The following is a 23,963-nucleotide window of genomic DNA, read 5'->3' as shown; positions in this document are numbered from 1 at the left end:
CTCTTTTTTAAGTTTAGCCGCTTGGGATCAATGGATGGAAACGAATTTATTCCTCAATTCCTCTTCCGTTACTTCGATCTTTCCTTTCAAGTCTTCAGCCAATAATACATAACTTTTCACGCCAATGAATTCTGAATGTGATATTAAAAAGAATTTTGTTCCTTTTTTATACGCAGAAGGATCATCTTCAATCAATTTAAACATTTTCATCCTTTTTCCACCTTGGATATCATATTCGTAACGCATGTATTCATAACTACCTTTGGAGTAGAAGTAATTGCATCGAACAAGTTGAAAAGGAGTTAGGTCACTACTAAGGTACAACTTCTCTTTTCACTTTTTATATCATTGATATTTATGGGTGGTCAACTATTTTTACTGGTAGATACAAGGACCAGCTGGCATTGTCATTTGTTTGCAAATTATGATTATTCCTAACTTTCTGTGGAAGTGTCTATCGTTGAATGTTAAAATTCAGTTGGAAAACAGTGATTCTTTATACATATGAAAGAGATTAAAAAGTGTTTTGGAAGGTGTGGAAATATTGAAACCCATCATATTTGATGTAGATACTGGGATTGATGATGCCCTGGCGATGGCATATGCTTTAAATTCCCCTGAATTGGAAGTGCTCGGATTTACCACTTGCTTTGGTAACGTGCCCGTTGTTGAATCGACCCGCAATACGCTTGCCGTTTTGGAGAAATTAAATAGGCGCATTCCGGTTTTTGAAGGTGCTGACCAAACTTTGGTACGCGGAAGGAAGAAGAGGTATCCCAAGCATGTACATGGGGAAGACGGGTTAGGAAATACCCTTCGGTTTGAACCAACCATCAAAGCATCACAAGGAAATGCAGTGGATTTCATTATCGATCAGGTGCAAAGCCGACCGCATGAAATCACGATTATTGCAGTTGGACCACTGACTAACATCGCATTGGCGATTAAAAAGGCCCCACTGACCATGTCCTTAGTAAAAGAGGTCGTTATTATGGGCGGTGCCGTAAACGTACCAGGAAATGTAACCCCTTATGCTGAAGCGAACATAATATCAGATCCTGAAGCAGCACATCAGGTATTTGCTTCAGGACTGCCAATCACCCTAGTGGGGCTTGATGTGACGCTGCAAACATATCTTTTGAAATCGAAGCTTGATGATTGGCGTGCTACTGGTAAGGAAAGCGCCGAATTTTTAGCGGAAATGACCGATTATTATATGAAAGCATATGAAAACTCCCATCCAGGTTTGGGCGGTTGCGCCCTTCATGATCCGCTTGCAGTCGGGGCTGCGATTGATTCAAGTTTTGTGAGTGCAGAATGGATGAACGTCAAGGTGGTGACCGAGGGTGAAGAAACAGGCAGGACAATCGGTCAAAAGGATGGCGAATCAAGAATCCGCGTCTGTACGAATGTGGAAAGTGCTCGGTTTGTGAAACATTTCTTGGAACGGGTTATATGACATTGAATCATGTATTAATTATAAAGGCTGTTTCTTTTCCCAGAACCATTGGGAATAGATATGCCCTGTTTCTGTTGAATAAATAGATCGGAGTCAGGCCGAATTATTATAGTGGCCTTCAAACTTTAATCAAACGTTTGATTAAAAAGAAAGTCTAAAGTCACTATTATTATGATGAAAACCATATTATTGGGTTATGGCTCGGAAATATTGGGTATAAGGAACTTTTTTTACCATAAAAAAGTAAAATGTTTAAAATTATTTAAAAAATGGGTTTGGAAATATGGAAAAACAGGTACATAGACTTTCGTAATGCCATATTTAGGTTTTTTTACATAATCATAATTTACCATTTTTCGACTTTGCGGTTATTTATATGGCAGAAAATGTATGGTTCTATTAAAATGTACTATATAAGATAAAAGGAGGAGTTTTTTTCTATGTCACAAATTCGCGTAACACCTTCAGAACTGAAAGATGTAGCCAGACAATATGATAATGAGAGCCAACAAGTAACGGATATGATTGGTCGTTTAGATAGAATGAGAGATCATTTAACTGGTATTTGGGAAGGTTCTTCCAGTGAGGCTTTCGTAGGCCAGTACGAAGAATTAAAGCCTTCATTCATGGATATGGCTCGCTTGTTGAATGAAGTTTCTCAACAATTGAATAAATCAGCTCAAATCCTTGAAGACACAGATAATCAGATTGCTAGTCAAATTCGCGGATAATCATTAGGTCAATGAAATAAAGAAATTTCTAGGAAAAAGCGCCGCGACTCTTTATGAAGATCGTGGTGCTTTTTTGCATTAAAGAGGTGGTTTCCATATATATTCAACTAACGATCGATTTAAACAGGTATACAGGGGAAGTATTTGATTTGCAAGTGTCGAATTACCGCTCCATCAAAAAGGTTGTGGAAATCATATGGCAGGTAAAGGATATTGCCAGTGCACCTAAAGAAGGCTATTGGGTGCGGGTCCAGAATAAGGAGTTCGTATGTTCAGGTTATGAAACCCTGCTTGATAGCGGAATTACGACGGGGGACCGCCTAGAGATCCTCTAATGGATCAGTGTGGACTCTTTATAGGAAAAAAGTCTAAAGCCCTTTAGCAGGGGTAAAGGAGTTACATAAAATGGATGAGAAAAAATCCTCATATCTGGAGAAAAAAACAGAAGCTGCGATGATGAAGGATGATAATGGGCATTTGTTCGTTTTCCAACGGGCAAAATTATCGATGCAAGACCCACTGGAATTACAGCTTATTCATGAAGCGGATGATGCTCTCCAGAAACATATAGAAGTGACAGAGGACGAGGTGCAGATCATAGTAAATCCACCAGCCTCTTTTTTTGTTTTTTCAAAAGCTAAAGATAAAAATCCATTGAGTAGATGGTTATCGTCTTATCAAATCTTGAAGAAAATCAGGAATCATGAATTGAGTCGCCTGCAACTTGTCGTTTGTCCGGAAAATATCGTTTTTGATTCAAGCTTGGCCCCATATTTCCTGCATTATGGCGTAAAAGACAGTTTGCCTCCTTATGAGCATAATCAGGATGAGCTATTTAAAGAAACGAAGGCAACGATTTCAGCGCTTGTGGATGGGCAGTATACATTCGAAGAGTATCTGCTTTACCATAAAACCCTGAAACTATCGAGCGAATCACAAAGCATATTGGGGACGGGGACTTGGGATGAACTTTCCACGGTCATTCAAAATCGGATAGAAGATTTAGAGAAGGAAGAAAAAGCATTTGTGCATATCCCCGAAAAGAAATGGAAAACGGGCCGTTATACACTTTGGGGTACGGTGATCGTTCTAGTGCCGCTGCTGTTGTTTACGATTTACACATTATTCTTCTCCCAACCTAAGCAGGAGGCATATGTGGAAAGCGGTGAAAGCTTTTTAAAACAAAAATACAGTGAAGTCATTGACCGGTTGGAGAACTACGATCCGAAAAAAATGCCTTATGTCGTTCAATATGAACTGGCGAAGTCTTACGTCGCTTATGAACCGTTGGATGATGTCAGAAAGAAGAATGTAGAAAATGCAATCACTTTGCAGACTGATAGCCAGTATCTTTTATATTGGATTTATATAGGCAGGGGCATGAGTGAGGACGCGATCGATTTGGCGAGGATCATGGAGGATCGTGAATTGATTATGTATGGACTCGTAAATCTGAAAGAACAGATTAAGTTGGATGATAACATTTCCGGGGAAGAAAAGGAAACGCAAATTAAAGAAGTCGATACGGAGTTATCCCAATATGAAAAGGAACTAAAGGAATTGAAAGAGCAATTGGAGGAACAGCAAGATGAGAACCAGCCTTCAACAGAGTCGACTTTAGAGGACAAAGGCGAAACGGAAGTAAAGCCTGCTGTAAAAGAAGAAGCGGAAAAAGAACCTGCTTCTGGTGAGAAAGAGGAAAGTAAGGATTCCTCCAATAAATCATCTGAAGAAAAAGAGAAAAGCAAAGAGTGAGCAATGGGCCTTTTGCGGAGGTGAGATTTAATGAGTTTATTATGGATTTATTCTAAGGGAAACTACCAATCCTATACGATCAAGGGAAATCATAACGGTCCAATTACGATTGGGCCATCAAAGCAGGATACGATCACCATATATTCCATTCCCTTTGAACATGGTCCTATCAAGCTGAATAAACCTGAAGGACTTGATGGATATGAGGTGTTTAGAGAGGACATGAAGCTTGGTGATGTAAAGCCATTCCAGAGCTTCACCTTTCACGAAGGAGAAGAAAAGGTCGAGATTTTTTATACGGCAGGAGAATTGGAAGAGAGCCTCTATTATATAGGCAACTTGAAAGAAATCACTTTATCGGCCCAGGCAGGAGCCACTATCCGTAAAGAAGGACCTGTTTCCGGCAATGGGGCTTCCTTTGTGCTTCATAAAGGGCAGTGGCTACTCATGCCAAAGGAAAATAGCGGGATATTCCTGAATGGTGAAAGAGTAACGAAAGCTGTTCCCATTCAAAATGGTGATCTCATTTGCTGGCCGAATATGGTGCTAAGGTTGATTGAAGGCGACTTATTGATGATTCATAGTGCCGAGAGCTATGAAACATCTTTAGCTAAAATGAAGAAGCCAATCTCTGAAATGAAAAAAAACTATCCACAATATCGCCGGACACCAAGGATGATCTACGAATTGCCGGACGAGAAAGTGACGATATCTTTTCCGAGCCAAGAATCGGAAGATAATAATAGAGGGTTATGGCTGATCCTTATGCCGCCTTTAATGATGCTAATCGTCATGGGGGTCATCACGGTCATTCAGCCTCGGGGCATTTTCATCATCATATCGATTGTTATGTTCACAACGACTTTAGTTACCTCGACGGTACAATACTTTAAAGACAAAAAGAAGCAAAAACTCAGAGAAGAAAAACGTCAACGTGTATATACAAGGTATTTAGAGCAGAAGAGGGAAGAACTGCAAGAGCTGTCTGAAAAACAAAAGAATGTGCTGTTCTATCATTACCCTTCATTTGAAAGGATGAAGCTGCTGACTGACAGTATTAGCGACCGTATATGGGAGCGAACTTTGGAAAGTGAAGATGCTCTGCACTTTAAGATCGGAACGGCGACCATACCATCAAGTTATCAGGTGTCGGTAAATAGCAGTGATATGTCCAATCGGGATATAGATGATTTACTTGAGCAGTCGCAGGAACTTGTGGATGTATACAAAAACCTGGATGATCTTCCGTTATCGATCGATTTATCAAGCGGATCGATGGGCCTGGTCGGAAAGGAATCGATTGTTAAACGGGAGCTGCAGCAACTGATTGGGCAACTGGCCTTTTTTCATAGTTATCATGATGTTCGTTTTGTGGCCATTTTTCCGGAGAAGGATTACCAGGAATGGGAATGGATGAAATGGCTGCCTCATTTTCAATTGCCGCATGCCTATGCAAAAGGCTTTATATATAATGAGCAGTCACGTGACCAGCTTCTGACCTCGATTTATCAGCTTTTGAGGGAAAGAGATTTGGATGAAAATAAAGGGAAAGTGAGATTCACTCCCCACTTTGTCTTTATTGTCACGGATCGTAATTTAATTGCGGAGCATGTCATATTGGAATATTTAGAAGGTAAAACAGACGATTTAGGTATCTCGACGATTTTTGCAGCGGATGCAAAAGAGAGTTTGACGGAAAATGTCCATACGCTAGTGAAGTATATCAATGATTTTGAGGGTGAGATTCTCATCCAGCAAACGAAGGCCGTTCATACTCCATTTACACTTGATGCACATTCAAAAGAAGGGAATGAGCGTTTTGCACGTACGCTGCGTTCACTTGATCATCAAAAAGGCATGAATAATTCCATACCAGAAACGGTATCATTTTTGGAATTATTGAAAGCTCGAGAAGTGGAAGATCTGCCTATCAGCCAAAACTGGCGGACCAATCAGTCTTCTAAATCCTTGGCTGTTCCGATTGGATTGAAAGGGAAAACGGATAGGGTTGAATTGAATTTGCATGAAAAGGCGCATGGCCCCCATGGTTTGGTTGCTGGAACGACAGGATCGGGGAAAAGTGAATTACTGCAAACCTACATCCTTTCATTAGCCGTTCATTATCATCCGCATGAAGTTGCCTTTTTGCTCATTGATTATAAAGGCGGGGGAATGGCACAGCCATTCAGGCAGATTCCGCATCTGCTGGGAGTCATTACGAATATTGAGGGGAGCAAGAACTTCAGTGCCAGGGCACTAGCCTCCATCAATAGCGAATTGAAGAAACGCCAGCGCATGTTTGATCGATACGAAGTCAATCATATCAACGATTACACGGATTTATACAAAGAAGGCAAGGCGGATGAACCGTTACCGCATTTATTTTTGATATCAGATGAGTTTGCGGAACTTAAAAACGAAGAACCCGATTTCATCCGCGAATTAGTGAGTACGGCGCGAATTGGACGGAGCTTGGGAGTTCATTTAATTCTTGCTACACAAAAGCCGGGCGGTGTTATTGATAACCAGATTTGGAGCAATGCCCGCTTTAAAATTTCCTTGAAAGTGCAAGATGCCAATGATAGTAAGGAAATTCTTAAAAATAGCGATGCGGCAAATATCACTGTCACCGGACGGGGATATTTGCAGGTAGGTAATAACGAGGTTTATGAATTGTTCCAGTCTGCGTGGAGCGGTGCACCATACTTAGAGGATACGGTTGGATCTGAGGATGAAGTGGCACTTGTCACAGACCTTGGTCTTGTTCAAATCTCAAACGTAACGGAACAAACAACTAATAAGAGGAAAGAAAAGATCAGTGAAATTGAAGCCGTGGCGGATCAAATTGTGGCGACACAGGAAGAAATGGAGATTAAGAAGTTGGCAAGCCCATGGCTGCCTCCTCTTTCAGATCGGTTATCGAGAAATGCTGAAAGAAGCCTGACGAGGAATCAAATCCACCTGGGAATGAAGGATGAGCCCGAATTGCAGAGCCAGACAAATTATGTCTATAACTGGATTGAAGATGGGAATGTTGGGGTTTTTGGTTCTTCCGGGTACGGCAAGTCAACCACCGTATTGACACTTCTCTTTAGTTTTGCAGATCAATTCAGTCCTGAGGAATTGCATTATTATATTTTCGATTTCGGGAATAGCGCTTTACTGCCAATTCGCCAGCTGCCTCATACTGGGGAATACTTTAGGTTCGATGAACTAAGGAAAATCGAAAAATTCATGTTATTCATGAAGGCGGAGATGGAAAGGCGTAAGCAGCTTTTTTCAGAAAAGGAGCTTAGTAACATAAAGCTTTATAATGCATTAGTGGAAGATAAATTGCCGATTATTTATATTGTGGTCGACAATTTTGACTTAGTGAAGGATGAGATGCAGGACCAGGAAGCGCAATTCGTTCAGTTTGCGCGTGATGGACAATCACTTGGAATATTCATGATTTTAACGGCAACGAGAATCAATGCGATTCGCCAGCCGTTAATGAATAGTCTTAAGACGAAGGTCGTCCATTACTTAATGGACAGTTCGGAACAATATTCGGTTTTGGGAAGAACCCCTTATGAAAATGAACCTGTACCGGGAAGGGCGTTAGTGAAGAAGGACCAAACCTATCTCATGCAGGTTTATCTTCCAGCCGATGGAGCGGATGATATAGCCGTTTTGGAAGAAATGAAACAGGCCGTGGCAGAGCATAAGGTTAAATATAAGGAAATGGCCAAACCGCCGGCGATTCGGATGTTACCGGCACGTCTTGATTCCAGCAGCTTCAAGAGTTACTGCTCACAAGCCATTAAGAAGGATTCCATTCCAATCGGACTTTCAGAGGAAAGCGTTACACCTGTGTTCTTGGAGTTGAATTCCAATCCATTCCTGCTTGTTGTAGGGCAGTCACGTAAAGGGAAAACGAATGTTCTTAAAGTGCTCTTGGAATCATTGCTTTCACAGACAATTGGGGAAATTGGTTTGTTTGACGGAGTTGATCGTGGCCTATCTTCTTATGCCATAGAGGAGAAGGTGCGCTATGTAGAAACAAAAGATCAGATAACCGAATGGCTCGATCATATCACTGGAATATTTGAAGAACGTGAACGAAGTTATCTAGCGGCATTGGAAATGAAACCGATGAAGCAACTGGAATTCCCAAGGATCATGTTTATCATAGATAGCATTTCAAGGATCCAACAAACGATCGACGGCAGGATTCAGGATAGGATCAGCGGTTTGATGAAACAATACAGCCATCTTGGGTTTAGTATGATTGTCGCTGGAAATGCCAACGACTTCACCAAGGGATATGATTCGTTAACAACCGAACTGAAACAAGTCAGACAGGCTGTTTTGCTTCTTAAAAAATCGGACCAAAGCTTGTATACCCTCTCTTATTCAAGAAAAGAAGAAGAAATACAGCCGGGTTACGGATACTTTGTGCTCAATGGTCAGGAGAGTAAAATCCAAATTCCACTAAGTGAAGAAAGAAGGAGAGTGCAAGAGAGTGTCTGAAAAAATAAAACCGATGCTGTTAATCGGTAAAATACTGGTGATCTTAGCGCTGCCAATCTTGTTTTTTTCTTATATTGGCCAAAATCCAATGAAAAAGACAGAAACGGCTTCTCGTGAAATCGCCATTGTAAACGAAGATAATGGCACTGAATTTAACAATAATCCCATTTATATGGGCTCAGAGCTTGTTACTACACTGGACAAGGATTCTGAATATGAGTGGTTTGTGGTAAATAGGAGTACGGCGGAAAGTGGACTTGCAAATGAAAAGTATGATGCAGTCATATATTTTCCATCCGATTTTTCAGAGAATATTTATACATTCGATGATGAACAGCCTATCAAGGCAGGGATAAAGTACAAGGTACAACCTAGTTTGAATGCAGAGAACATGGAAAAGGTACAAAAGGAATTAGAGAAGACAAAGAGCAAAATGAATAAGCATATTTCAACACAGTATTGGAGCTATGTTTCCCAATCAGTCGAGGACATCCGTAAGAAGTTCGATAATGTCCTTGCTAAAGAAATCGCTTTTCAAAACACGATGTATGAGTTTTATACTCCAAGCTCGGAAAGCCTTGCCGGGGAAATCAAGCAGCATAAGGACATGCTTGAAGGAGTCTTTGCCGAGACGAAGGATGCTGGCAAAACAAGTAATGAAACAATGGATGAAATAGGGAGCACGAAGACTCAAATGGCTTCCTTTGTGAAAGATGTTGTTTCTTTTGAGGAATATCAAAAAGCTCAAAGTATCCTTTTTGATAAAACCTCTGCCCAAAATCAGCAGCTTGTCAAGGAGAGTGTGCAATCATATGACAAGGTGCTGAATGAGGGTGACCAAACAATACCTGAGATTCAGCAAGGGATGAATACGAAATACAGTCTTAATGATCAAGGCATTAGTGAGAATGTTGGGATCATGCAGCAGAAACTCGATTCCAGCAGTAATGAATTGGAACAATTTTCAACAAGCATGAAGGATAAACAAGTAGAACAGATTACGAAAATCACTCAAGATCAACAAAGCTCGATTGAACAATTGAAACAATCGGAAGAGGCGGGTCTTGATAACCTTCAGTCTACGTTGCTTGCGCAAAGAGGGAATCTTGCAAGCAGCTCTGGTGATGGGGAGGTTATTGGTGAAGGTACGAAGCCTATAGAAGATATTGAAACGGAAACGGAAAATGGTGAATCGGTTGCCGCACCTGAAAAGAAGGATCCGATTGATGAACTGTCACTGCAGGTACTGCTGGATCAAATCACTGGGATTAACACGGCACTTGAAAGTTTGGTGCCGGCAGAAGGAAGTGAAGGAACTGCTGAACAAATCAACATCCTTGCAGCGGAACTCCAAGCTGAAATCAATAATCTCAGCGGAACGGTAAACGGCAGAACGGGAAATTATAATCAAGTGATCACGGAGTTTAATACACTGGTAGATTCATATAATGAACTGCTGGCGCAGTTTACGCAATTACAAGCTGATTATAATGAACTCGGCACGAATTACAAGGATTTAGGTGACCAATGGAAAAAGTCACAGGAAGATATTCAAAAATTACAGGACATCCAAAGCATGACAATCGACGAGGCCATCGCAGAAATCAAGGCTCTCGAACAGTCACTTCTTCAAAAGGTGGGGGGAGAAAGGCGAGCGGTGCTGGTGAAGGCCTTTGAAAACCCTATCACGAATCGGGATTCAACTACCCTCCTTGCCTATTACGGTTCACTCTCATCTTACGGTGAATTGGCTGAAAGAGTCACGGAAGCAAATGTAGAAAAGGTATTTGCAGCCAATATAAAAGAATTGGAAAACTTGAAAAATGGGGTTTCCGGAAACGTAGATGAAGAAGCGAAGCTCGTTAAAGCCAGTTTAGCAGGAGTCAATGAGAACTTCGGGATGTTCTCAGATTCCATTATGGGTTATATGAAAGAATATGATGCTAACGTTGAAACGGGGCAGAAAGCTACTTTAGCTGAATTAGCGGCAATTACCGGCAAGGCTCAAGAAGTGTCTGCCAATTTGTCAGATCAAATGGAAGTTCCTGAAATGGAGGCCGAACCGCCAGTTAACCTTGACGGAGAAATGTTTGTATCACTTCAAGACAATACGGCAACAACTGTCGGCTTCATTTCCGAGCTTGTCAATTCTGTAGCGGAACGGCAGGACACGGTCACGAAGGATACAGCAGACCTGCAAGAGAAAGTTGGATCCGTACAGGAAAGGGCCGATCAGCTTAATGATAATTGGTCCCAAAATGTAGACTCGACCGTAAAAATAAAGACGGACGTCTATAGTGTCTTGAATAACACTCTAGTCGATGATCAGGAGAACGGGTATGTGTACGAATATTTAGCAAATCCTGTACAAATCAGCGGGGAAGTCCTGCATCAGGAAAAGGTTAATATCCCACCGATCGTCATGTTGGTGGTCATACTTATTTCTGGGTTATTGATCGGTTTCTTCCTGCATCACTATGAAACCATTCCAATGATGGTGCATGCAGCCTTGTTTGCCTTATTGAATCTGATCGTAGGTTTAATCATCAGCATGTATGGTTTGAAGATCTATCCACTGGGAGATATGCAGGAGATTAAATGGACCGTTTTCACCGTCCTGCTTTTATTCTTCTGTTCAGCGTTTACCAGGCTTGCCTTCTCGATTGGGCCGTTCGTAGGTGCTATCCTGGTGATTGGCTTGATCAGTTTCTTTACCATTCCATTATTGGATTTAATCATGCCTAATTTCAATGTAGACCATCCGGTTGCAGATGTATATATGTCCATACAATTCGGAAATCAGTCGGCATTCATTCCGGCTAGTATCATCTTGATTGTGCTGACGCTTATTGCAACGATCATTCCATATATAGTGAAGCGTCTTACAGAAAGAAGAGCAATGGCCCATGAAGTGGAATAAATATGTAATGCCTGTCTTGCTCATCCTGTTTTTTAGCCATGCACCTCATGGCGGGGCGGAAGATGAACCCATGGTGGAGCCCAATGAATATCAAGAAAACGATATTGATATTCAAACGGAGTATTTCCATGAAGAAGGATTGTTGGAGCAGAAGCGGAAACTGCCTGAAGAACAAAAGGACCTCACTTTTGAAAGAGGGAAATATGATGTCATTGACTCGGTGGAGGACTCATTGTTTCTGTCTCCGGTAGCGGGGAATCAAAATAATACCATCGCTTCAAAAGCAGATCAGCTTGGATTATTCTCGGAGGTCGGCGTTCGAACGAGAAGCGAAGAAAAAACAGAGCCTTCCCTTAATTTTGACCTGACGGTATTGCTTGGCATCGTTTTGGCACTTTTGGTCGTTTGTTTGTTTTTTGTCCTTATCCCGAAAATGGGGAAACTGAATGGAGAGGTTAAACGAAAATGAAAAAAGCCCGATTCCTGGATAAGTCAGGAATCGGGCTTTTTTGCTACATATCCATAACGGTCTTAATAAGCCCTAAAAGAAGGGCGGCTGCGAAGATCAAAATGAAGAATTTTTTATACATGATCAGTACCTCTTATATCTTATGAGTGGATTGCATTCATTTTAGCATAAACAGAAAAAGAATATACAAATCAGAGAGGCGTGGCTTCATTGCCCTAGGGGTTCGAAATTTTTTAATTCCGGTTCCCTTTTGTCTACAAACTGCGATGCGCCGATTTATTGGCGCATCCTATCGGTATTTGACCAAGTCAGGATAAACAGTCTTTGCTGCAAGTTCAAAAGCTTCCCCGATCCTTGGTCCAGTTCGTGACGTGAAATTTTCATTAAACGAATGGACGTCATCGTTGGTTCATGTTCACTTATCAACAGTTTAACATTCCTTTTTCATTAAGCAGCATTAATATTTTTAGTACAAATTCGTTTATGGTTTAGCGATTATCTAGTAAACTTACAATGTAAGGTTTAATTGGAGCTTAATGTAAAATTCGTGATATAGAGAAGGTATGATGCAATAGTGATATTGTGAATCCCGGGAGGTAGAGAATGATTTATAAGCAGGTCAATCAAAAACTGGAAATGGTTATGGGTAATATTGAAAAGGTGATTATCGGAAAACGGGATATAGCCGAACTAAGCATCGTGGCACTCCTTTCCGGCGGACATGTCTTATTGGAGGATGTTCCGGGCGTCGGAAAGACAGTCATGGTAAGGGCACTGGCAAAATCAATAGGTGCAAGCTTTAAACGAATTCAATTCACTCCTGATTTACTTCCTTCTGATGTTACTGGTGTTTCTATCTTCAATCCTAAGGAACAAGAATTCATTTTTAGGCCAGGTCCGATAATGGGACATATTATTTTAGCCGATGAAATTAACCGGACCTCGCCGAAAACTCAGTCTGCATTGCTTGAAGCCATGGAAGAGGCAAGTGTGACGATTGATGGTGTCACAAGAGGATTGGAGAAGCCGTTCTTCGTAATGGCGACACAAAATCCAATCGATTATGAGGGAACATATCCGCTTCCGGAGGCTCAATTGGATAGATTCCTATTAAAAATGAAAATGGGCTATCCCGGTGTGGAAGAAGAGATAGAGGTTCTTCATAGAGCTCAATACACGGCACCGCTTGAGGAGCTGGAATCCGTCATCACCTTGGATGAATTGATAGAATTACAGGCTGAGGTAAAAGCGGTGATAGTGGATGACACAATAAAACGATACATTGTTGAATTGGCGAATCAAACACGTTCGCATGGAGGGGTCTATTTAGGGGTGAGCCCGCGTGGATCGATAGCGTTGATGAAGGCAGCACAGGCCTACGCGCTGATCCAGGGAAGGGACTATGTCCTGCCGGACGATGTTCAATATTTAGTTCCATTCGTATTTTCCCACCGGCTTATTTTGAAACCTGAAGCGAATTATGATGGCTACGATGCTGGAATGGTGATACATGAAATTGTCGCGACAACACAAGTGCCAGTGAAGCGGGCTGTGACCTAATGCGCAAATTCATCAACATTTTAAGAGGAAATATAAGTGTGATAGGACTTGTATTACTCATGAGCGTTTCCTTTTGCTATGCCATGTTTCAAGGCGGTTTTGTCAGTTGGTTCATTTTTTATTCATTTTTGCCGTTTTCTGTGTACGCTTTGATTCTGCTGTTTTATCCGCTGCATGATCTTACCGTTGAGAGAAAGGTCAATAAAAGGGAATGCCAGGCCGGCGAATCTGTTGAAATAGCATTGACTTTTACCCGTAAAAATCGGCTGCCCCTATTATTCATGGTGGTAGAGGAGGAATTGCCTCAGAAGATGGAAGATAGGGGATTCCAAAGGAAAATAATTATCTTTCCGGGATTCAAGCGTACCTTCAGCATGTCATATACCTTGGAAAACTTGCAGCGCGGAGAGCATTCGTTTCAATCGATCCGCTTTTGGATTGGGGATTTTTTCGGGCTAGTCGAAAAGGAAGCGATATATAGTTCACCTATGAAAATAACTGTTTTTCCTCGTTATCATGAGCTTGCTTACAGTGATCTTGATCGAGTGTTCAAGCAGGGGGCAGTGGTTTCAGCAAAGAAGACACAACGGGAACATTCAGTTGTCTCCGGGGTAAGGGAATATCAGCCAGGCGATCAGTTGTCATGGATTAACTGGAAGGCGACGGCTAGAACGAGTGAAATCATGACGAAGGAATTCGAAGTGCAGAAAAACCGGGATGTATTCATCATGCTTGATGAAAAGCCGTCGGATTTATTCGAAGAATCCATTGAAATGGCTGCTTCCATTGCACACTCCCTGTTAAAGAAAGGCATGGAAATTGGGTATGTGAGCAGGAGATCGAGGTTAATCATACCGGCAGCAGCGGGCAATAGCCAGAAACGAAAGATTTTTCACCGACTTGTTAAAGAAGAGCCGAGAGTGGAAAACGATTTGAACGAAAAAATCAGGAAGGGAATTCTTCCGGCAAATGCTGTTATGATATTCATCGTATCAGACTTAACCTTAGAAAAGGTGGACCTATTGAGTGCTTTACGGCCTAATCAGGGATTAATGTTATGTATGAAGAAACAAGCGGATCTTACTGATGAGGAAAGGCTGTCAAGCTCTGCAGCTGTTTCGAGGGGGATAAAGGTTAGCTTTTTTGAACATGGCCAACTAAAGTCTGGCAGATCAGAGGTGATGGCGAAATGAATGTCACCACCGCAAAGTTGGAAAGCTTCATGCACGTCCTCATGTATGTATTTGGTCTGTTGTTGATTACTGAATGGTTGAGGCCTGTCGATAAACTCACAGATACAGGTAATATCATCATTTTTATCGTATTTTTGCTCTATTCCCTGCTACTGCATTATTTCCGCATACATTGGTCAATCCGGTTTATTCTCATTAGTGCTTATATAATGATTTCATTGCAGTTCCTCCATTCAAAAGGCGCTTTATTGCAATTATCATGGCTGAAGGAAGGATTCCTAGCGGATTTTACGGCCAATCTTGGTTTTATATATGATGGTAATTGGGAGCTGATCACAAATCCATTTCGAACGTTTCTATTTTTTGTCCTTCTGTGGCTTGTAACGTATTTGATCCATTACTGGGTGATGGTAAGGCAAAGCATTTTTTTCTTTTTTATGTTAACGGTGATTTTTATATCTGTACTTGATACATTCACTCCCTATGTGGGCGATAAGGCAATGATCAGAATCATCATCATCGGGTTCTTGATGCTAGGCCTGCTGTCCCTGCTGCGACTTACGATACAGGAGCGGATCAAGTTTACGATGGCTTTCATCAATAAGTGGATCTTAATGCTGACCGGCATGATATTGGTGAGTGTCCTTGTAGGTTTCGCTGCCCCAAAGCTCTCTCCGCAGTGGCCGGACCCGGTGCCTTATATTACCTCTTATTCTGATAAAGCAGGGAAAGAAGAAGGTGGTTCGAAGCGTAAAAGTGTCGGATATGATGAAGATGATTCGGATCTTGGCGGTTCGATAGAGCCGGATGGTTCCATCGTTTTTTATAATAATGCTCCTGAAGGACATTACTGGAAAGTCGAGAACAAGGATATTTATACCGGTAAAGGGTGGGTTTCCATCCTGGAAACGGACTTTCACACTTTTTCCAACGGGCAGGATATGGCATCTTTAGATATTTACGACGTTCCTGAAGTGGTGAGGACAGAAGAAATGACGGCAAAAGTGTCCATGACGGAATCATATTCCCATATCCTTCATCCGCAGTCCGGGTATTTAAAAAAGATTGAGGGCAAAAACGGAACGGATTTCAAATATTATGAGAGTATGGACAAAGTTATTTCTGAAAAGGATAATGGCGAGCGACTGTCCATGAAAGAGTATGAGCTGGTCTATGATATGCCGAGTTTTGATATAGCTGAGTTAAGGAAAGTGACGGAACCTGACGAATCAATGGATTTATTAATGGAAAAGAACACGCAGCTTCCAGAGGGAATGCCAAACCGGATATATGAATTGGCATCCGGGCTTACGAGGAATGAAGCGAATTGGTACGATAAAGCAAAAGCCATTGAGGATTATTTTGACGGACCTGAATTCATTTATTCTAAGGATGATATTCCGTATCCGGAGAGTAATCAAGATTATGTCGATCAATTTTTATTCGAGACACAGATAGGGTATTGCGATAATTTTTCAAGTGCAATGGTTGTTTTGCTAAGAGCCGCCAATATACCTGCAAGGTGGGTAAAGGGCTATACGGAAGGGGAAAAATCAATCCTTGATGGCGAATCCGTTTATAAGGTGACCAATAATAATGCACATTCCTGGGTCGAGGTTTATTTTTCAGGGATAGGCTGGGTTCCCTTCGAGCCGACAAAGGGTTTCAATGGGGAAGTTGAATTTTACGATTCGGAATTGAAACAGGAAGCGATCAAGAAGCCTGAAGAAACTCCAAATAATTCAGAGCAAAATAAGATAGAGACCAGGGAACGCCAGGATACACCCGATAGGGAAACTCAATCATCCGTGAAAACGGGTATCGGGAACATGGGTGGGTTCTTAAAATGGACTGCCATCTCACTATCAGGTGCATTGATTTTCGCTTCTATTGGTTATTTCTTTAGAAGGAAGTGGATTCCTCATCTGCAGATTCTTCGTTATAGAAAGAAAACCGGTGCTCATTTCTCGACAGCCTATTTAATTTTATTGAAACAATTAAAACGAGCTGGTTTAGTTCGTCCGGAGGGGCAAACATTAAGGGAGTACGCCGCCTATGTGGATGCAGTGTATGATACGGATGAGATGGGTGAATTGACGGCTGGATACGAGTTAATGATATATCGTGGAGACGTGGAAGATGGCGAATGGAAGCACTTTCAAAAGGGTTGGGAAAGCTTGATGAGAAAAACTAGCTCTTGACCAGGTTTTTATTATATTGATACAATAACAAAAACTAACTTTAACTAATATATCCTTCATATATCCTCGATAATATGGATCGAAAGTTTCTACCGAATCACCGTAAATGATTTGACTATGAAGGCGGATTTTAACAGGAAAGCTGAAAATCTGCCTTCGTCTATACTTTTTCTGTATTTTTGAGGGTGGATTTTTAGTTTTTCTTTTTTTATGATAATATTTTTTATAAGAAATTATCACTCGATTTCATGAGTGAATTACATTGATAGAGGTGACGTTTGTGCCGGGGAAAACAGAATTGCAAAAAAACCAGGAAATGATCGTAGTACTTGATTTCGGAAGCCAATATAATCAATTGATCACTCGTCGTATCCGCGAATTTGGTGTGTACAGTGAGCTTCATCCTCATACAATTACTGTAGAAGAAATCGAGAAAATGAATCCAACGGGAATCATTTTCTCAGGGGGTCCGAATAGTGTTTATGATGCAAATGCATTTGGTTGTGATGAACGCATATTCGAAATGGGCCTTCCGATTTTCGGTATTTGTTATGGCATGCAGCTTATGACTAAACATTTTGGCGGTAAGGTGGAACCAGCGAAAAACCGTGAATACGGAAAAGCGACACTTGCCATCCAAAATGAATCTAAGTTATTCAGTGACCTGCCGAAAGAACAGATCGTCTGGATGAGCCATGGTGATCTAGTGGTGGAAACGCCTGAAGGTTTCCAAATTGATGGGACGAACCCGTCTTGCCCAATTTCGGCTATGAGTGACGAATCACGTAAATTATATGCCGTGCAATTCCATCCTGAAGTCCGTCATTCCGTATACGGTAATGACATTTTGAAAAATTTCGTATTCGGCGTTTGTGGCTGTAAAGGTGACTGGTCAATGGAGAACTTCATTGAAATAGAAATGGAGAAAATCCGCCAAACGGTCGGAGATAAAAAAGTGTTATGCGCATTGAGCGGCGGTGTGGATTCATCCGTTGTTGCTGTATTGATCCATAAAGCGATTGGCGATCAGCTGACATGTATTTTCGTCGATCATGGATTACTTCGTAAAGGGGAAGCCGAAGGTGTAATGGAAACATTCAGGGAAGGTTTCAATATGAATGTAATCAAGGTCGATGCAAAAGAACGTTTCCTATCGAAACTTGCTGGCGTTTCAGATCCGGAACAAAAACGGAAAATCATTGGTAACGAGTTCATCTACGTATTCGATGATGAAGCAACGAAGCTTGAAGGAATTGATTTCCTTGCACAGGGTACACTTTACACAGACATTATTGAAAGTGGTACGGCCACTGCACAAACAATTAAATCGCATCACAACGTTGGCGGTCTGCCGGAAGATATGCAATTTAAATTGATTGAGCCTTTGAACACTCTATTCAAGGATGAAGTGCGTGCGCTTGGTAGTGAAATGGGCATTCCGGATGAAATCGTTTGGCGTCAACCTTTCCCGGGTCCAGGTTTAGGTATTCGTGTATTAGGTGAAATTTCAGATGAAAAACTTGAAATCGTTCGAGAATCTGACCATATCTTACGTGAAGAAATTAGAAAGAATGGTTTGGAACGCGAAATTTGGCAGTACTTTACGGTCCTTCCTAACATTCGAAGTGTAGGGGTAATGGGCGACGCGCGTACGTATGATTATACAATCGGGATCCGTGCGGTTACATCCATTGACGGAATGACTTCAGATTGGGCAAGAATCCCTTGGGATGTACTTGAAATCATCTCAACGAGAATCGTTAATGAAGTAAACCATGTAAACCGCGTAGTTTATGACATTACGTCTAAGCCACCTGCAACGATTGAGTGGGAATAGAAGATTAAAATCATCCAATCAGTGAAGGAAATATCCTTCACTGATTTTTTTTGGTTAAAATAGTATTTGAATATGTAGATTACTTACATTTTACGTATGTTGGCGAAGATATAGCCATAATAAGTAAGGAATATATAGCGAAAAGCGAACATTGCCTAAAATTACATAAAAAATATTCGTTAGATATATTGACGATTATTTTAGTGACTGATACACTATACCTATAATAATAAAAAAACATAATTGTCGTATAATATTGGGGATATGGCCCAAAAGTTTCTACCAAGCTGCCGTGAACGGCTTGACTACGATGTGGAAGGATTGGCGCGGATAAACCGCCACTTCTTTACATGACCGCAGTCAAGCCCCGTTCGTAAGCGAATGGGGCATTTTCTGTTGGCACGATTTTATGATAGGGGAGACTCATAATGAAAAATTATTTTCGGTTTAATGAGCTGGGAACTAATTATCGCCGTGAAATACTTGGTGGACTGACTACGTTCCTTTCAATGGCATATATCCTGGTTGTTAACCCTGTGATGCTGACTTTACAAAGCATCGAGGACTATCCGGATGAATTGAGAATGGACTACGGAGCGGTTTTTGCAGCGACCGCCTTGGCAGCCGCAATCGGTTCGATATTGATGGGACTCATAGCCAGGTATCCAATCTCGCTTGCACCAGGGATGGGATTGAATGCTTTCTTTGCTTTTACCGTTGTGCTTGGTTTTGGAATTCCTTGGCAGACGGCTTTGTCGGGAGTATTGATTTCAGGTATTATCTTCGTTTTGCTTTCCCTATCGGGAATACGTGAGAAAATCATTAATGCAATTCCAGTCGAGTTGAAATACGCAGTTGGTGCCGGTATCGGTTTATTCATTACGTTTGTAGGGTTTCAGAATGCTGGAATCATCACGAATGATGACAGCGTTCTTGTAGGACTGGGCGACTTGACATCAGGAAATACTTTATTGGCTGTGTTTGGAATTGTCGTAACCGTCATTTTGATGACGAGAGGCGTCAAAAGCGGCGTGTTCATAGGGATGGTCATTACAGCCATAGCAGGAATGATTTTTGGACAAGTTCCGGTGCCGGAGAAAATAATCGGTGCCGTTCCTAGCATAGCGCCTACATTCGGGGTTGCGTTCGATGCCTTCGGAAATCCCGGTGATCTCTTCACTGGTCAAATGTTAATCGTGATACTGACCTTCTTGTTTGTAGCGTTCTTTGATACAGCAGGTACGTTGGTGGCTGTAGCGCAACAAGCTGGTTTAATGAAGGATAATGTTCTTCCTAGAGTGGGAAAAGGATTACTTGCTGATTCATTATCCATCGTTTCAGGTGCAATTCTTGGTACATCCACCACGACATCTTATGTAGAGTCTACATCGGGTGTTGCCGCTGGTGCTCGAAGCGGTTTTGCGGCTGTAGTGACAGGATTGCTGTTTGTCCTATCCCTATTCTTCTTCCCGCTTCTATCAGTAGTTACATCTGCGGTGACTGCGCCGGCATTGGTTATAGTCGGAGTGTTAATGGCATCATCACTTAAAAATATTGACTGGCAGAAGTTTGAAATTGCGGTTCCGGCCTTCTTTACGGTTATCATGATGCCTATGACATATTCGATTGCGACAGGTATAGCTTGCGGATTCATCTTCTATCCGATCACCATGTCGATGAAAGGGAGAGCTAAAGAGGTTCACCCAATCATGTGGGGGCTTGGAGTCGTTTTCCTACTATATTTCATTTTCTTGAAGTAATAAGGCAATAAGTAAGGAGAGTCCTGATTTCAGGGCTCTTCTTTCATGTTGTAAGAGAAAGCTCATATCGTGTATAGTAAAAGGACTAAGTACTAAGTACTTTATCCTGTATGGGGCATAGGGATGACTTTGAGAAAAAAAGAGGGAGAAAAATGAATGGTTTTATCGTTGAAAAGGTTTTGAACAATAATGTGGTGATTGCCACGCATCCGTCGTATGGAGAAGTCGTTTCTATTGGAAAGGGCTTAGGCTTCAACCGAAAGAAAGGCGAAGAGTTAAGTCCGGAACTTGCGGAGAAGACGTTTGTCCTGAAAAATGTCAAGGAACAGGAAAGTTACAAAAAACTTTTGCCGCAGATCGATCAAAATCTTCAAGCTGCCATTATAGAATCCATTCATCTCATTAACGACCGAGTAACTGGAAAACTCAATGAACATATACATGTCGGTTTAACTGATCATTTATTGTTCGCCCTTCAGCGTGTTTCACAAGGAATGACTATCAAAAACCCATTCTTGAAAGAAACGATAACCCTTTATCCTTTTGAACATGATATTGCTGTTGATGTAGTAGAATTAATTCAAGATAAGACAGGCATAGGCCTGCCCCAAGGGGAAATCGGTTTTATTACGCTTCATATACATAGCGCAATATCAAATAAAGACTTATCGGAAGTCAATCAGCATTCGCAGTTAATCTATCAACTTATCCAAGTTGTTGAAGAACAGCTCAACGTGCAAATTAATAAGGATAGCATTGATTATTCACGTTTGGTCCGTCATTTAAGATTCATGATAGACAGGGTGTTGGCTGGCGAAAAAGTAGAGGAACCCGAAAAAATAGCAATGCTATTGAAAGAAGAATATCCTTTGTGTTACAATATCTCTTGGAAGCTAATAAAGATTATGCAGCAGAAATTAGGCAGACCGGTTTGTGATGCGGAAGCTGTCTATCTAACGATGCATATCCAACGATTACAAAAGAAAATTAAATAAACATACATTAACTTACGTGTTACTGATTCGATCAGGCATAAGTGAGGAGAATGATTGTTATGAAAGAGGGTATTATATACCTGAATTTTCATTTCAATCCTATCTTTGCTTATGCCTTTTTTGTATTTGAATTCTGATGCGTGGGAAGATGAATACCATCGTAAATGTAACCGTTTTATTAGCATGGAATAACAGTAAAGAGGAGGAAAACCTATGTTTAAGAAGTTGTTTGGTGTTTTGCAAAAAATCGGAAAAGCTTTGATGCTTCCTGTAGCCATTTTACCAGCTGCCGGAATTTTGCTTGCGTTTGGTAATGCATTGCAAAACGAAACTTTGTTGGATATCGCCCCGTTTCTTGCGAGTGGCGGAGTGGAAATGGTCGCATCGGTAATGGAGAATGCCGGGAATATTATTTTTGGGAATCTTCCCTTGTTGTTTGCTGTGGGGGTCGCAATTGGGTTAGCTGGCGGAGATGGTGTTGCCGGACTGGCTGCGATTATCGGGTTCTTGATTATGAATGTAACGATGGGAACCGTTCTTGGCATTGACGCTGCCGACATTGCGAACAATGGTGCGGTGTATAGCAATGTTCTGGGAATCCCGACGTTGGGAACTGGTGTGTTCGGCGGTATAATTGTCGGTGTCATGGCTGCTGTTATGTATAATAAGTTTTATGAAATTGAACTGCCTTCTTATTTAGGATTCTTTGCAGGTAAACGTTTTGTACCAATTGCAACAGCCGCAAGCGCAGTTATTCTTGGATTGCTGATGATCTTGGTTTGGCCGACGATTCAATCGGGGTTAAATTCATTTTCCGAAAATATGTTGGGTGCTAACCTGACTCTGGGAGCTTTCGTGTTTGGGGTTGTAGAACGTGCGCTGATTCCTTTTGGATTGCATCATATCTTCTACTCCCCATTCTGGTTCGAATTTGGCAGCTATATCCCTCAAGGCGGGGGAACGCCAGTCAGAGGAGACCAAGCTATCTTCATGGCTCAAATTAAAGATGGCGTACAGAATTTAACGGCAGGTACCTTCATGACTGGTAAATATCCATTCATGATGTTCGGGTTACCAGCTGCGGCTTTGGCCATTTATCATGAAGCAAGACCGGAAAGAAAGAAAATTGTAGGGGGCTTGATGGCTTCTGCGGCACTTACATCTTTCCTTACTGGGATTACTGAGCCACTTGAATTTGCCTTCTTATTTGTTGCACCGGTACTTTTCGGGATTCACTGTCTGTTTGCAGGTCTATCATTCATGACCATGCATTTACTGGATGTGAAAATCGGGATGACGTTCTCGGGCGGTTTGATCGATTACGTACTGTTTGGTTTAATTAATCCGCAAACCAATGCATGGATCGTTATTCCGGTTGGCTTGGTCTTTGCGCTTATCTATTACTTCGGATTCCGATTTGCGATAAGGACGTTTAACCTTAAAACTCCTGGCCGTGAAGTGGAAGAGGATGAGGAAGCGGAAGGATCTGCAAGTACAGCTGGAAGTCTTCCTGGGGATATCTTGGATGCTATGGGCGGAAAAGAAAATATTTCTCACTTGGATGCTTGCATTACCCGTCTTCGTGTATCGGTCAATGACATCGGTAACGTTGATAAAAATAGGCTGAAGAAACTTGGAGCCGCTGGAGTTCTGGAAGTGGGCAATAATATCCAGGCAATCTTCGGACCTCGTTCAGAAACGATCAAGGGGCAAATGAAAGATATCATCGATGGAAAAAGGCCTCGTAAAGTAGAAGCATCTCCTGAAGTGGGTGTGGAAAAGCAAATCGAGGATGTCATCCCGAAACCTTTACGGACTGATGAAGTTTCCGAGCGCTTTGTTTCTCCTATTAAAGGGGAATTAAAACCGATCACGGAAGTGCCTGATGCTGTTTTTGCTGAAAAAATGATGGGTGATGGATTTGCCATCGTACCTGAGGAAGGGTTGGTTGTTTCTCCTGTAGACGGTACAATCGTTAACCTATTCCCGACTAAACATGCAATCGGTATCGTTTCCGAAGCTGGTCGTGAAATCTTGATACATGTCGGGATCGATACAGTTAAGTTAGAAGGCAAAGGATTCGAAGCGCTAGTCTCTCAAGGAGATAAAGTGACAAGCGGACAGCCGTTGCTCAAAGTTGATATAGAGTATGTCAAAAACAATGCCAGCTCTATCATTACGCCAATCGTCTTCACTAACCTTTCTGAAGGTGAAAGTGTGAAGATCGAAAAGGCCGGAAATGTAGATAGAGAAGAAGCGGACGTAATTACCATTAATAAATAATCATTAATAACAGGAGGGTGGCTATAATCAGCTGCCCTCCTTTTTTGGTGATCAATGACAGGGTCCGGCTTCTATAGAAAGCAAGTGGTGTATATATAGAAGAAGTTGGCTCATAAAAAAGTGAAGTAACTTTTTAAAAGATTGCATTGACTTATCTAAATGCAAGTGCTAATATATTAAATACACCGCTTGAGACAAAAAAAGATAAACAAGTAAATAATAACTTGTTGTTGACTTTGTGTTTGAAAGGTGTTAAACTAATAAAGTCGCTAAAAAGCGATGGAAAAT

16 protein-coding genes and 2 riboswitches are annotated in these 23,963 nt (G+C 41.5%); of the genes, 14 read left to right on the top strand and 2 right to left on the bottom strand.

What is annotated here, in order from left to right; genetic code table 11:
- Nucleotides 1-27 precede the first annotated feature (27 nt).
- Nucleotides 28-210 carry a hypothetical protein gene (locus tag ACSR9O_RS24235; protein WP_101225656.1) on the bottom strand — a complete coding sequence of 61 codons (183 nt, stop codon included), beginning with the start codon at nucleotides 208-210 and terminating at the stop codon, nucleotides 28-30.
- A gap of 334 nt (nucleotides 211-544) precedes the next feature.
- On the opposite strand from ACSR9O_RS24235, the gene ACSR9O_RS24230 reads away from it, so the two are divergent.
- The 7 genes from ACSR9O_RS24230 to essA all read left to right on the top strand — a co-directional run bounded on the left by ACSR9O_RS24230 (nucleotide 545) and on the right by essA (nucleotide 11,846).
- The gene (locus ACSR9O_RS24230; RefSeq protein WP_101225657.1) at nucleotides 545-1,459 is read left to right on the top strand and encodes a nucleoside hydrolase; all 915 of its coding nucleotides are present in this window, start codon (nucleotides 545-547) and stop codon (nucleotides 1,457-1,459) included.
- A gap of 440 nt (nucleotides 1,460-1,899) precedes the next feature.
- A complete protein-coding gene (locus ACSR9O_RS24225; protein ID WP_034306171.1) occupies nucleotides 1,900-2,190 on the top strand; it encodes a WXG100 family type VII secretion target in 291 nt (96 codons plus the stop codon).
- Nucleotides 2,191-2,285: 95 nt separating this feature from the next.
- Nucleotides 2,286-2,525 carry an ESX secretion system protein YukD gene (gene yukD / locus ACSR9O_RS24220; protein WP_053537134.1) on the top strand — a complete coding sequence of 80 codons (240 nt, stop codon included), beginning with the start codon at nucleotides 2,286-2,288 and terminating at the stop codon, nucleotides 2,523-2,525.
- A 70-nt stretch (nucleotides 2,526-2,595) separates the two neighbouring features.
- A complete protein-coding gene (essB, locus tag ACSR9O_RS24215) occupies nucleotides 2,596-3,945 on the top strand; it encodes a type VII secretion protein EssB (RefSeq protein ID WP_491725239.1) in 1,350 nt (449 codons plus the stop codon).
- A gap of 30 nt (nucleotides 3,946-3,975) precedes the next feature.
- Nucleotides 3,976-8,457 carry a type VII secretion protein EssC gene (gene essC, locus ACSR9O_RS24210; RefSeq protein WP_491725238.1) on the top strand — a complete coding sequence of 1,494 codons (4,482 nt, stop codon included), beginning with the start codon at nucleotides 3,976-3,978 and terminating at the stop codon, nucleotides 8,455-8,457.
- Nucleotides 8,450-11,377, top strand: coding sequence for a type VII secretion protein EsaA (esaA, locus tag ACSR9O_RS24205; protein WP_491725237.1), 2,928 nt, complete (start codon nucleotides 8,450-8,452; stop codon nucleotides 11,375-11,377). Before essC ends, esaA begins: the two co-directional genes overlap by 8 nt.
- The gene (gene essA / locus ACSR9O_RS24200) at nucleotides 11,364-11,846 is read left to right on the top strand and encodes a type VII secretion protein EssA (RefSeq protein ID WP_491725236.1); all 483 of its coding nucleotides are present in this window, start codon (nucleotides 11,364-11,366) and stop codon (nucleotides 11,844-11,846) included. The genes esaA and essA overlap by 14 nt, the downstream gene beginning before the upstream one ends.
- A gap of 276 nt (nucleotides 11,847-12,122) precedes the next feature.
- Here the strand turns inward: essA and ACSR9O_RS24195 are convergent, their stop codons facing one another.
- On the bottom strand, nucleotides 12,123-12,272 hold the full coding sequence (locus tag ACSR9O_RS24195; protein WP_491725235.1) for a hypothetical protein: 150 nt from the start codon (nucleotides 12,270-12,272) through the stop codon (nucleotides 12,123-12,125).
- A gap of 177 nt (nucleotides 12,273-12,449) precedes the next feature.
- Here ACSR9O_RS24195 and ACSR9O_RS24190 point away from each other — a divergent pair, with 177 nt between their 5' ends.
- The 7 genes from ACSR9O_RS24190 to ptsG all read left to right on the top strand — a co-directional run bounded on the left by ACSR9O_RS24190 (nucleotide 12,450) and on the right by ptsG (nucleotide 23,675).
- Nucleotides 12,450-13,406: an AAA family ATPase gene (locus tag ACSR9O_RS24190; RefSeq protein ID WP_101225649.1), complete on the top strand. Its 957-nt coding sequence runs from the start codon at nucleotides 12,450-12,452 to the stop codon at nucleotides 13,404-13,406.
- Nucleotides 13,406-14,599, top strand: coding sequence for a DUF58 domain-containing protein (locus ACSR9O_RS24185; RefSeq protein WP_491725234.1), 1,194 nt, complete (start codon nucleotides 13,406-13,408; stop codon nucleotides 14,597-14,599). The genes ACSR9O_RS24190 and ACSR9O_RS24185 overlap by 1 nt, the downstream gene beginning before the upstream one ends.
- Nucleotides 14,596-16,800, top strand: a complete 2,205-nt coding sequence (locus ACSR9O_RS24180) for a DUF4129 domain-containing transglutaminase family protein (protein WP_491725233.1) — start codon at nucleotides 14,596-14,598, stop codon at nucleotides 16,798-16,800. The genes ACSR9O_RS24185 and ACSR9O_RS24180 overlap by 4 nt, the downstream gene beginning before the upstream one ends.
- Nucleotides 16,801-16,836: 36 nt before the next feature.
- Nucleotides 16,837-16,938, top strand: a riboswitch (purine riboswitch).
- Between the two features lie 142 nt (nucleotides 16,939-17,080).
- Nucleotides 17,081-18,637 carry a glutamine-hydrolyzing GMP synthase gene (gene guaA, locus ACSR9O_RS24175; RefSeq protein ID WP_034306157.1) on the top strand — a complete coding sequence of 519 codons (1,557 nt, stop codon included), beginning with the start codon at nucleotides 17,081-17,083 and terminating at the stop codon, nucleotides 18,635-18,637.
- A gap of 226 nt (nucleotides 18,638-18,863) precedes the next feature.
- Nucleotides 18,864-18,965, top strand: a riboswitch (purine riboswitch).
- A 100-nt stretch (nucleotides 18,966-19,065) separates the two neighbouring features.
- Nucleotides 19,066-20,397: an NCS2 family permease gene (locus ACSR9O_RS24170; RefSeq protein WP_063235528.1), complete on the top strand. Its 1,332-nt coding sequence runs from the start codon at nucleotides 19,066-19,068 to the stop codon at nucleotides 20,395-20,397.
- Nucleotides 20,398-20,549: 152 nt separating this feature from the next.
- Nucleotides 20,550-21,392 (top strand): glucose PTS transporter transcription antiterminator GlcT, encoded by an 843-nt coding sequence (gene glcT / locus ACSR9O_RS24165; protein WP_101225652.1) that lies wholly within the window; start codon nucleotides 20,550-20,552, stop codon nucleotides 21,390-21,392.
- A 213-nt stretch (nucleotides 21,393-21,605) separates the two neighbouring features.
- Complete coding sequence (gene ptsG / locus ACSR9O_RS24160) at nucleotides 21,606-23,675, top strand: glucose-specific PTS transporter subunit IIBC (RefSeq protein WP_491725232.1); 2,070 nt, start codon at nucleotides 21,606-21,608, stop codon at nucleotides 23,673-23,675.
- Nucleotides 23,676-23,963: the final 288 nt, after the last annotated feature.

It is taken from the genome of Peribacillus sp. B65, assembly GCF_058513295.1.
This window is presented reverse-complemented; position numbering and strand designations above follow the sequence as displayed.